The 12,322-nt window shown below is 50.9% G+C and carries 5 protein-coding genes; 1 reads left to right on the top strand and 4 read right to left on the bottom strand.

Annotated elements, in window-relative coordinates; translation table 11 throughout:
• Positions 1-375 precede the first annotated feature (375 nt).
• Positions 376-3,504 carry an autotransporter domain-containing protein gene (locus Q1Q75_RS18585; protein ID WP_300673740.1) on the bottom strand — a complete coding sequence of 1,043 codons (3,129 nt, stop codon included), beginning with the start codon at positions 3,502-3,504 and terminating at the stop codon, positions 376-378.
• A gap of 1,020 nt (positions 3,505-4,524) precedes the next feature.
• Between Q1Q75_RS18585 and Q1Q75_RS18590 the strand changes: the two genes are divergently transcribed.
• The gene (locus tag Q1Q75_RS18590; RefSeq protein WP_300673741.1) at positions 4,525-6,528 is read left to right on the top strand and encodes a methyl-accepting chemotaxis protein; all 2,004 of its coding nucleotides are present in this window, start codon (positions 4,525-4,527) and stop codon (positions 6,526-6,528) included.
• Between the two features lie 288 nt (positions 6,529-6,816).
• On the opposite strand, the gene Q1Q75_RS18595 is transcribed toward Q1Q75_RS18590, so the two are convergent.
• From Q1Q75_RS18595 to Q1Q75_RS18605, 3 genes are all read right to left on the bottom strand, one after another.
• Complete coding sequence (locus tag Q1Q75_RS18595; RefSeq protein ID WP_300673743.1) at positions 6,817-7,533, bottom strand: spermidine synthase; 717 nt, start codon at positions 7,531-7,533, stop codon at positions 6,817-6,819.
• A gap of 693 nt (positions 7,534-8,226) precedes the next feature.
• A complete protein-coding gene (locus Q1Q75_RS18600) occupies positions 8,227-9,126 on the bottom strand; it encodes a methylenetetrahydrofolate reductase (protein WP_300673745.1) in 900 nt (299 codons plus the stop codon).
• 424 nt (positions 9,127-9,550) lie between these two features.
• Positions 9,551-12,310 (bottom strand): hypothetical protein, encoded by a 2,760-nt coding sequence (locus Q1Q75_RS18605; RefSeq protein WP_300673747.1) that lies wholly within the window; start codon positions 12,308-12,310, stop codon positions 9,551-9,553.
• Positions 12,311-12,322 lie beyond the last annotated feature (12 nt).

Genomic DNA, 12,322 nt, shown 5'->3' on the forward strand with positions numbered 1-12,322 from the left:
GAGCCTCCGGAAAGCATTACCAGGCGGAGCCTGGGAACGAGAATAAAGCGAGAAAATGACGGTGGATGGGAGTAGGAAGAGCGAAACGGGGGAACGAGAGAATGGCGGAGCTTGAAAACTTGAGAAGAACCTCTAATGTTGTCTATTTGGAGCGCTGCATGCTGCCCTGTTCGTGTTTTTCGTATGGTTCGTAGGGTAGTTAAATGGCCCTTTGCTTGCGAACCGGTCCATTGGCACAAACCAAAAGTGGAGGTGTCATGGAAGAAGGGGGGCACCTGCACTTCTGACAAATGGAAAGCCTTTGCCAAAAGTGCAGGTTTGATCGCTATTTAATCTCAGAGGATTACTTCAATAATGAGGACCTCGCCCCGTTTTTTAAAATTCGAACCGAACCTTGCCGGAGACACTGTGGGCCTGAAAATCTTCACGACCGCTGTAATCGTAGCCCAGGCGCAAGCAGACATCTTGTGACTCAAGGCTGGCAAGGGTCAGCGCCGCACCGAACTGCCAGCTGGTTTCTGCCGGTTCGACACCGCAGGCGGTAAACGAATGGCTGCCGCCCACAAAATTGGCGGTGCTGATCACTCGGTCATTTTCGACATCGTAATAGACCATCCCTTTGACTTCAGGCGTGACCGCCCCCCAGCTTGGACGAAACTCTTTTTGAACTGAAACTCCGGTCCCGATGTTAAAGAGGGTATGGTCTTGTGACTGGACATGCAGCGCAAGGTCTCCCCCGCTTTCGGTGTAAGCATCATCCTTTTTCCAGGCATATTCCATGGACAGAAGGGGGGTGAGCTGCCAGTCCGTTACGAAAAGTTTCATCCCGGATTCGACCTTAAGGTTCAGGCTGCGGCTGTCGTAATCCGCCTCAATCCCCTGGCCCCCGACATAACGAACACTGTCAACATTACCGGTTCCAGCAGTGAGAACCCCCTCGCCGAACCACTGTCCCCCATCATAATTGCCGTAGAGGCTGAACAGATTGTCGTTCATATCATAGGTGGCGCTGTGGTCATCGACATCAGCATCCGTTTTACCCTGGGTATAGGCGACGCCAAGAACCACCGCGCCAAAGTCATGGTCAAAGCCCAGACTGAGGCCCATGGTGTCGGCGTCAAAACCGCTGACGCCGTTACGGTACCCCTGGTCGGCATCGGTATGAGCCAAGCTGTACCACAGCCCCTTGCCGCCGATGATCGCATCACCGCTGTTTAGTCCCTGCATGGCCCCAAGGCGCTTACCGATATTCTGGTATGAGGTCACCACCGCCTGCGCCATGCCGGTCTGTGAGACACCGCTGACGTTGGGACTCCACGCCTCGGGGCTGCTGGTAAAAGTGGAGCGCCCGTCCGCAAAGGCCGCTTTAAATGCCTCCGTGCCATTAACCGATAATCCAGCCTGCTGCGGACTGAGAAAACTGACGTTTACGATCAGCTGGTTATCATCTGAGGCATCATCCCATGTCAGCCCCAGCAATGGCGAGGCCTCGCCGCTCGATGTAAGCGTCAGCTGGTCACGCGTCCAGGAGCCATTGCTGGCTTTTAAAAGGGCATACCGGGCGCTGTCGCCCACCTGAGTCAACCCCAGATTACCGGTGGGAATAACACGGAAGGTTGACCCGCCCGCTAGGTCTGCGGTGTCCGCCTGAAAGTAAAAACTGTCCCCAACGCCACCCGTGTAGCCAAAGGTGTTGTCCTCTCCCAAGCTCGCCTGCAGGACCCCTGTACCCCGGTTACTCAATGTGGACACGTTCAAGCGCCCGGCCAGCAACCCGCTGTTGGTGACCCCCAGCGTTCCAATATCGCTGTACACCGCCCAATCAGCCATAATGGAAGAGGTGGCATCGACATCAAGGGTCACCTTAGAGCTGTCGACGTCGCAATCCAAAAACCAATATTCGGTCTCTTTATCTGAACTCGCGATTGAGATGGCCTTGCCGTGATACACCCCGTAAGAGAGGGCCTTGCCCGACCTGGCAGAGGCTTCGGCACGAATGGTGGAACCCTGGGCCAGGGAGATGCTGGCATCCACCGCGACGACATCAATACCGGCGCTGAAGGCCAATACATCTGCGCTGGCCGTGGAGTCGATAGAGGCGTTCCCGGTCAACGAAATGTCCGAACGCACGCCCGCCACATGAACCCCGCCGCTGTAGGCAGAGGAGCCCGCCCCAGCAGCGGTCGTAACGGACGTAATGGATGATCCGTCAGACAAAGACACCGTCGATTGAGCGCTGGCCGATTGTTCCTTGATATCGGTATAGATCCCAACGCTAAAAGCAAATTCGCTACCATCACTGAAGTGTGACAGGGTGTCTATGGAGGAGCCCTCTGTTAAACGGATCGTTGACCTTACGTTGTCGGCCGTCTCGTCCAGCAGAAGGTAAATTCCCTGACTGTAGCCGTTCGCCCCGTCACTTTTTACAGCCACGGAGGATCCTTTACCCAAAGAGATCTGTGACTGTTGAACAACGCCAGCCTCACTCGAAATTCCACCCGTATAAACATGCGCTCCCGAGGCATCCACATCAATGGAGGAGCCCTCGGACAAGGCAATCGTCGCCTGCCGTCCCAACCCCATGATACCGTAACTGTATGCCTTGGAATCCTCACCGCCTGCCGTGGCACTTGTTTTCAGTTTCGAGCCGCCGGATAAGGATAAATCGAAGTCATCGATGACACCATAAGGGCCAAAGCCAAGGCCCAGTTGAACGGCGTTACTCATAGTCATCGCTTCATGTTCTTTAGAGGCAGCGGTGGCCTCTATCAATGAGCCGTTCTCGAGGGTCAGGTTCACACGGCTTGAGTTCAAGACGCCAAAGCCCGTCGAAAAGCTCGCGCACCTCTGACCCGGGTGATTCAACGGCGCATCGATCCTTTCGCTTTCCATACGGGATAGAATACGGGAGGCCCCATCCAGAGCCACAGTCACCTCCCCTTTGGACGATATTTCAAGCCCTTGTACCCAAGCAATGGAATCTTGACCAAGGGCGCACGCGGAAGACGCCTCAATAGAGGACGCCTCATCCAGCGACACCGATACCGGCTTGGAGGAATTCGCCTGCAACAACGAAACACCGGTGCCCTGTCTCAACAGGTCCTGTAATTCGACCTTAATTTTTGACTGCCCCGAAAGCTGTACATGCTGGGCAAAATCGCCCTGCATGTGGACACCCTTCGGAGACAGTTCATCCGTAACCGTTCGCGCTATCACATGAATCTGTGACCCCGTCTCCAAGGTAACGCTGGCAGCATCCACCTCAAGATTCTTGAACATCACGCCGGTGGTGTAGGGGGCTTCCTTGCTCCAAACAGCGTCAATCGACTCTCCGTTCGACAGGACCAAAGGGTTACCGAACCCGGAATAGATCGCCGGATGGGAGGGATCGGGATTGGCACCGTAATAAACCGCCGGCGCAGCAAACGCCGTCACGCTGCCAGAGACCCACAAACACCCGAGCAATACGACGTTGAAACCATGATATTTCGTAAACCATCCCAATGTTATCTCTCCATTTCATCCCTGTTACTTTTGTTTTAACAAAATCTCATTCCCGACACTTCAAATATGAAACGCCTTATTCTATTTTTATCTATAATTTATATTGTGTTACCCCTCTCTGCGCCGGTAACGCATGCGGCCAGGAACGCATCGAGGATGCATAAATCCCATCCGTAGATATAAATAGTTTAGATCTAATCACTGTTTTTATTTCTATATCTCAACGAAAATTAGTGCATAAGGGATACGCCATATTTGTCTTATTATCAATGAGCGATGAAAAGCAGTAAGGACCGGCGCAAAATAAAACAGGCAAAAAGCGATGCCTTCTCTGGTCAAAGTTCATCAAAAATAAGCCCCCCGCGGCAAGGTGGCACCACCTTGAAAGCGGGTTTACGAATGCGCACCAGGAGTCGTCACTCCGGGTTGAAATGCGTCCGCTTTCACGTGAAGGACGAGGAAACGCAGAGTGCTTCGCCAGCGCATGAGCTGCAAGTGCCAAGAATCCTGATCAGTCATTGAATTGAACCGGAATGGCTCCGGCTGCAAGGGTGGCGAAACTACTTAGCCCGGATTTTTTATGAAAAATATTGAGACGGGGCCGGCGGTTTGCGTGACGTTGAACGGTGCGGGAGCCGCACCCTACGGGCTGAAACGTTTTTGCGAAGCTTTTTTCAAAAAGAGACCCTCCGGTGACAGGATGAAGCTGAATAGTTACAGTAAAATGTAATTCACGGTTTTCTGCTAAATTTTTCACCCTTCAGGCTGATGTCTTTTACGTACAACAGGAACGGCAGAGGCAATAATAGTACTTAGATACTTACCAACCGTAAAAAAGAATAATGAGAATATCTCATAATATCGATTATTTCTCTATGAAAATGCAATTTGCACAAAATTATTAAGCTATATTATTAGCTTAATTTGTTGCAAATAAGTCAAGCGGTGTGTTAATCAAACTAGTAGCTAATCGAATTAGAATTTTCCTATTTTGAAAAAAAGCGGGGGGGGGAAGAAACAATGAAGTCTATTCGTTCAAAACTAGTTCTGTTTTCAATCACACTTATTTTGATCTCAGTCTTGCCTTGTGTCATTTATGTTGACCAACTGATTAACAGTTCAATGCAGTCTTTATACCAGAGAAATGTCAGTCAACAAGTTGATACAATTGAACATTTACTAGAGGTTCTTTATGATGAGTTAGATCAAAATATAGGTATGTTTGCATCCCACCATTTGATAAAAGAATCCGATGAGACCATTACAAATTATATTCAGGACGACGGCGACGTCATGACCCCTTCCCGTAATGGGGGGATAGAGCAGGCTATTTATAAAGAATTCAGCAATTATGCAGAAAGCCATCCGGGCACCCTTTATGTATATATGGGGACCCAAGAGGGTGGTTATGTTCAATGGCCGGAGACCAAGACGTTGCCCAAGTACGATCCAAGACAGCGCCCTTGGTACCAAAAGGCCATAGCCAATTCGGGCCATATCATCCGCACCGCACCCTATGCTGACAGTGTGAACGGTACCACCATAGTGAGCAACGCCTTGGCCTTTACCGACAACCAAGGCAAAACACTTGGGGTTATGGCGATTGACATGTCATCGGATAAACTTGTCGAAATTATGAACGGCATTGAGATCGGTCGCACCGGCTATGCGATGATGCTCCATAAATCAGGTCTTGTTTTGGCGGATCCCCATTCCCCAGAAAACAACCTGAAATATGTTAATGACCTTGGTATTGAAAACTTGAGCAAGGTGACTGAGACCGATACAACCAGTTTTAATACAACAATTGATGGTGTCGCTTACCATGGAAACTCTTTCAAATGTGGCAAAACAGATTGGATTCTCGTTGCGTTTATCCAAGAGAAGGAGCTTGGAGAGGCGGCTCATACAATTCGAAACATGGTGATGCGGATTACTGCTTTGATTCTTATTATCATTACGATTATCACTTATTATCTTTCGACCCGATTCGTCCAGCCGATCAACGTCATGGTCACCGGACTGAAAGATATTGCCGAGGGTGAGGGGGACTTGACGATGCGCCTTACGGCAAAAACAAAAGATGAAATCGGGGAAATGGTCTCATGGATTAATATTTTCATTGAAAAACTTCGAACTATTGTTTTAGACATTGGCCAAAACAGTCGTAACGTAACAACTTTTTCCAGTGAATTTACAGGTATTGCGGACCAGCTGTTAACGGGCTCTAACAATACCGTCGAGCAGGCCAAGAGCGTCTCCTCGTCTACCGAAGAGATGAGTACCAGTCTTCAAAACGTTGCGGCTGCCATGGAGGAGTCGTCCACTAACACATCCCTGGTTGCCACCGCAGCCGAAGAAATGAGCGCCACCATCAACGAAATCTCTGAAAATGCCGAACGAGCTCGAACGATAGCTCACGAGGCCGTTTCCCAAGCTGAAACGGCTTCAACGGAAATGACTGAATTCAATGAAATGGCTTTATCTATAGGCAAAGTAACCGAAACCATTTCAGAAATTTCGCAACAAACAAACCTTTTAGCTCTTAACGCAACCATTGAGGCAGCACGGGCCGGTGACGCAGGCAAAGGATTTTCCGTTGTTGCAAATGAGATCAAGGCATTGGCAATGCAAACAGCCGAAGCAACATTATCCATTAAAAAACAGATTGATGGCGTGCAAGCCTCCTCATCCGGTACCGTAGAAAAAATTCAAGCAATTTCAGGTGTCATCAAAAAAGTGGATACAATTGTTTATTCCATTGCGGCATCAGTCGAGGAACAAACGGCTGCAACGAAAGAAATTGCAGATAAAATTAATCAGGTTGCCATAGGTATTCAAGACGTTAATGTAAACGTAAATCATTGCTCTGCCGCCTCGGATGATATTACCAAGGATATCCTTCAGGTAAATACAGAAGCCGTTGATATTGCCAAGGCCAGTACCCATGTCTCAGAATGTGCATCTCATCTTAAAGAGATGGCCTCGATTTTAAATAAAATCATTTGCAGATTCAAAGTGTGATACTTTCCGGCTCAAAAGGCTCTTTAGCGCTCACATTAAGGAGACCCTTTTCAGGTTCCTTTCCATTTCGAATGGATATCTTCCGGGAGAGCAAAAAAACGTTGTACCGCAGGAGATCCGATCAGACCGGCGATATCCGTCAGGGTGATGCATAAACGATAGCAACCAAAGACGTCAGTGCCCCACAGCAGCCAATGCTGCGGGGCACTGCATACCGAAGGGCGAGAAAACCTAAAATTATATATCCTTTTGCGTTACGGTTTTCATGAAATGTCCTGGCTGAGGCCCTTACTTCACCTTGGCGACGTATACGCCATTCTCCGCGGTGTTGCCCTGAATGGGATTGTCAAACTCAACGACATGTCCCTCCACCTCATCAAACACTCGGGATAAAAGATCCAAAAATCCCTGTTCAGGGGCATCGTTGGACCACAAGGCAAAGACGCCACCTGGCTTGAGGAATGCGCGAAGGCGTGTCAGCCCCTCCTCCGAATAAAAATCTGCGTGGGAAGGATTTAGCAGAGCCTCCGGGGTGTGATCGATATCAAGAAGAATGGCATCAAACAAGTGCCCGGGCTCATCGGGGTCAAAGCCAGTCCCCCGCGCGAGCGCAAAGAAATCCTCATGGTAATAGTGGCATCGCGCATCGCCTGTGAGGAGGGCGCCGTTGGGAACCAGGTCCCGTTGATGCCAGTCAATCACCGGTGCCAGCGCCTCAACCACAATCATGCGAGCGACCTGGGTATATTTCATCGCGGCCGCTGCGGTGTAGCCCAGCCCCAAGCCCCCCACCACAATATCTAACTGTTCGCCTTCCAGCCCTGCCAACCCGAGGTCTGTCAGCGCCACTTCGGCTTCATGAAACAGAGAGGACATGAGGAAGTCTTCATTGAGTTTCACCTCGAACACAATGCGTCCGCCCATTTCCAGCGCACGGCGCCGCCGCAGAATTAATTCGCCAAGATCCGTCTGCTGGTAATCCAATTCTTCGAAGTTCACGCTCATATTTTCATCCTTATTTTTCGGTTAGCCCGGATATTTCATGAGAAAACAATCAGGACTTAGGAATAATTCGTAATTACAGTTCTTTGGAGTAATATTGTAAGTCGTTTCAAAAATGCAAAATGTAATCCACGGTATTCTGTTTGATTTTCTCACCCTTCGGGCGAGCCGGGATAGGGCCGGAGCAAAAATCAAACATACAAAAAGCGATGCCTCCGTCGGCAAGGTGAGCCACCTTGAAAGCGGGTTGCCGCCTTAGAGGGAGTTCGCCTCCTGCCCCTTTGGTTTCTCTTTAGGAGGTGTCGCGGGGAAGTCGCATTATAGAGAGGAAACAAGAAATAAGAAAGGGTCTCGTCTTGACACGGAACATTCTGTGAACACCCATCCTGAATTTATGCCATAACCGGCTTGTGTCACATCCGGAAAAAGCAGGACCTAGGGTTCGTCCTCTTTTCGCCCCTTACCTGAGGAACCCCCTCAAACCGCGAACCAATAAAAAGACCCGGCATCCCGAACCAAGAGCGCCACTTCCTTTGCGAAAACGCATAACTCGACGTGACAAAGGGCGAGCATATAAGGGATGAACACACCTATTTTAATGGCCATTCCACACAAAAAAAGGGGCTGCGCCAGATATCAAGGCACAGCCCCGCGTTCAAGGGGGACTCTCTTTTCAAACCCGCTCTCAAGGGAGCCTCACCTTGCCGTCGGCACCTTTGTCTCCCGGAAGAAATTTTCAGACCTTAACCGACGCACCACCTCCACCGTTGGAGAGCTGCGATCCATGGTGTAGAGGTGAAGTCCGGGAGCCCCTCCATTAAGAAGGCCCCGGCACTGATCGGTAGCAAAGTCCATTCCCATGGACAAAACGGCCTGTTTATCGTCGGGGTCCACCTCGGTCATGAGGGCTTCAAGCTCCGGTGTGATGGTGGAGCCGCAGACTTTGGCGAGGATCCGGGCCATCTTCACGCTGTAAACGGGCATGATGCCGGGGATGATGGGGACGGTGACGCCGGCAAACCGGCATCGCTCGACATAATCGAAGTAGAACCGGTTGTCGTAAAAAGTCTGGGCCACCACGTACTCGGCCCCGTTGTCCACCTTGGCCTTGAGATATTCGATGTCTTTTTCCAGGCTTTCAGCCTCCTGATGGCCTTCGGGGTATCCGGCGCAACCCAAGGTGAAGTCGTACCGTTTTTTAATAAAGGCGATCAGGTCAGAGGCGTAAGAAAAGCTGTCGGGATGGGGGGCAAACCCCTCCTGCTGCGGCTGGTCGCCACGGATAACAAAGATTGTTTTGATGCCCATATCCCGGTACCGGTCGAGGACCTCGATGATCTCCTCAGGCGCCATGCCGTACCCGGCGAGGTAGGCCACGGTGGGGATGGATTTGTCCATCATGGTTTTAACGGCCTGGTACGAGCCGTCCCGATTGGAGCCACCCGCCCCGAAGGTGACGGACATGTAGTCGGGATCCATCTCGAAAAGCTCATCGACGATGGTTCCGAAACCCGCCTCAGCCTTCTCGTTTCTCGGCGGAAAGAACTCCATGGAAAGAACGGGAGATTTGCTGTCGTAAAGTCGGGTCACACGCATGGCCGTCACTCCTAACCTGGATATTTCATAAAAAAAAGATCACCCTAAAGCAATGAACAATTATTGCAATGGTTTATTGCGTAAAATTCAGTTATTTCAAAAATACAAAATGTAATTCACGGTTATCTATTCGCTTTTCTCACCCTTCGGGCGAGCCGGGTGCACTCATCTGCTGCGTTATCAGAGCTTTGAGGTAAACCACTACATCTGCAGCTCTGATGCCTTGCAGATAAGCGCACCCGACTCGTGAAATATCCGGGCTAAGGGACTTTGATAATCGGGAAAAAGCCTCCAGCGGCGAGATGAGCCACCTTGGAAGCAGTGTTTCAGTTTGTGATAAGAGATTTACTATAACTTTTCAAGAGGAGAATTACTTTTCCCGCAAACAGTCCGCTTTTATTTAAAGGCAAGGTGCCATTATGGATCAGGGCATGGGCGTCATATGCCGGTCCGAGCCCCTTCGGTGATAATGGCGCGGAAACTCCAGCACGGCGGCCCCCTGACACCAATCATGTTTAAACTGATCCACGGGAAGGGTAAACCGAGACTTCATTCCGGTGGCCCGAACCTGTTCCACCCACTCCCAGGCATCGCTGGAAGAGAGCCCGCCCTCCACCAGGGATTCGTAGAGTAACACATACTCATGGCGAAGATTGGTCGCAAACGTGAGGGGATCATCCGACCCGATGCAAAGAGCCACCGATTGCCCCTCACTCTGATGCATGGGCGACTTCAACCGCCAGAACGGATGGTGCTTTAAATCTGTCAGATTGCCGATCAGAAGATTCGAGGTGGGGTTGACCTCAACCACGATTCCAATGCCGGCGACCCTTTCTCTAATGTGTTTTTGAAGCTGTTGCATGGGTTCGATTTCATTCTCCACATGCACCCACTCAGTTTTATGACCCCGTTCAAAACATGCTTTACAGGTTAGATAATGGAGCAGAAATTCAAGCCTTTTTTCCAGGCTTTTCTTGGGAATCCTAAGTTTCCGGCATTGGGGATACCCCACGTTTTTAAGGTTCCCTTCGTCATGGAGGTCATTGAGCAGATGCTCCAGCTCGTACGGGGTCTTTGGGGTCATAAAAACAGTATCGGACAGCCGCGAAATCTCCCGTTCCAGAAACGATCGACGGGCCGGCGAGCACTCCACCAGACCGGTGCTGTAACGCCCCCACTCCCACACCAGATCAAAGAGGCGATCTTCACGCGTCATGGCAACCCGGTGTTTCTTCCCGGCCCAGACCGCCGGGTCCATGCCCAGCGCCATGGCATGGCCAAGACGATCTCCAGGCCCCAGGTTAAAATAACGAATGGTCTCCTCCACTCGCCTGAGCCCGCCCAGCAGGTGAATAAAGTCCTCCCCCGTGTGAATGGTGGTTCTCAACGGGGGCACATGCCTCCCGAATTTTGCCTGAAGGTGCATGGAGGCGTCGATCCCGGCATCCCGAATATATCTGAAAATTGGAACGAACACCCAGGAGGGGACGCCCAGCTCATCGGTGCAGATATCAAGCCCCCGGATCAATTGGAGGGACAGGGGGAATCGAAAAAGGGTTTTAGCAAGCACCCGTCCGTTCATTCTCTGCATGGTATAAAACCGCGCAAACCGATTCACCCACTTCTTGTTCGAGGGTCTTGGATCAGCATTTGAATTTTCCCAACGGGGCAGCCCCAGCCCTTTCTGAGTATTTTCCCCCCGATTTTTTGTAAAATGAATCACCAGTCCAAATTCGATCTCTGGTTTTTCAAGAGACAGTGACTCTTTAAACAGCGGATCACCCATCACCTGCATGTCGCGGAGGCTGCCGGAAAAAGGCAGCCCATGGATGGCATACACACACTCATCGAGTAAATGAAGGGTTTCGGAGACCGACCCTTTGGGAGCCGCCCGCACTTCCAGAGATCGAAGCCCTTTACCATAGCCGCAGGTGCGTGCGGCACTGCGAATCAGCAACTCCGCAGGGGCCAGACGACGCCCATGTTTGCCGCGATCATAATGCCTGACAAACCACAACAGCCCAGGGGTCATCGGGCGCTGCACCACATGCCGGTAATAGATGCAACGAAGCCGGAGAACCTGCCAGAACAATCCCGACAAGAGGGTATCTTTGCTGCGCTTGTCCAAATACGAGATCCCCATCCTGACGAACTGAATTTCTGGTGAAGGATGCTGGTTCGGGCTGTAATTCATAAATTTGGCAATGGGGTCGGACAAAAAGATAAAATCAGGGTTTCGATGAAGCTCAGGGGGCCTGCCAAACCAGCTTAACTGCCTGTAAAGAAAAAGAAGGTAGGCCGTAGTCACGTTACTTTTCTCATTCCGGCCGGATAACACGTCGTGAAACACAAGCTCAATGGTTGTCCGCGCACGCGTTCCGAAATCCCGAAACACCGACGGAAAAAAAGAGTGCTCAAGCCAGGAAAAAAAGTCCGGGAAATCAGGCCCGTCACAATAAAAAAAACGTGCGAGTATCGTACGGACCAATGCCGCTTTCAAGAGCCAGAAGCCCATGTCAGCGCCCTCACGAAACTCTGCGCCGGGGCTTTTAAAATCGCCTTTCTCGAAGCCGTATTCTGCGAGCCCATTTAACGTCATCACCCAGAATTCCGGAAACTCCATGGCCGCCCCAAGATGCAGGTGAGGTTCCACAAAGCCTTTGTCTCGCAGATCGGTAAAAATCTGGGGTGAAATATAATCGACATTAAAGGGGGCCTGGCCCGGGCTGTCCAGCGCCCCCAGGAGCATGTCCATGGGAAAGGCAAAAGAGAACCATCGAAGGGTGTTGTTCTTTTTTCGGGCGGAGAGGGTATGGTAATTGGGAGAAATCAACGCCAGGCTCTTTGTAAACCGAGGGACCGCCGTATCCCCGGAGGCTTCCAGAAACTCACCGGCAATCCGCCGAAGATAGGCATGCATCCCCTGCTGCTGAACGTCCCCAAACCAGAACTGATCGCGAATGGCCAGCACCATATCCACTGAGACATCCGGTATCATGCTCAAGATATGCCGTTCTGCGTCACGCCAGAGTCTCTGGTTCTTCTTGCATCTCATGCTCGCATCAAAATTGATCACCGAATTTTTAAACGAGCAGACCGATGCCAGAGGAAAGGCCAGAGTTTCCGATAGCAGATAATCCACGACAATGCCGGGAGTAAACTTGATTTCATTGGAGATACTCATAAGATTCATCCA

This window comes from Desulfoluna sp., assembly GCF_030145185.1.
Taxonomy (GTDB): domain Bacteria; phylum Desulfobacterota; class Desulfobacteria; order Desulfobacterales; family Desulfolunaceae; genus Desulfoluna.

Excerpts from the sequence above, each read along its gene's own strand:
- Q1Q75_RS18590 (WP_300673741.1), top strand. The coding sequence starts at position 4,525 with ATGAAGTCTATTCGTTCAAAACTAGTTCTGTTTTCAATCACACTTATT.
- Q1Q75_RS18595 (WP_300673743.1), bottom strand. The coding sequence starts at position 7,533 with ATGAGCGTGAACTTCGAAGAATTGGATTACCAGCAGACGGATCTTGGC.
- Q1Q75_RS18600 (WP_300673745.1), bottom strand. The coding sequence starts at position 9,126 with ATGCGTGTGACCCGACTTTACGACAGCAAATCTCCCGTTCTTTCCATG.
- Q1Q75_RS18605 (WP_300673747.1), bottom strand. The coding sequence starts at position 12,310 with ATGAGTATCTCCAATGAAATCAAGTTTACTCCCGGCATTGTCGTGGAT.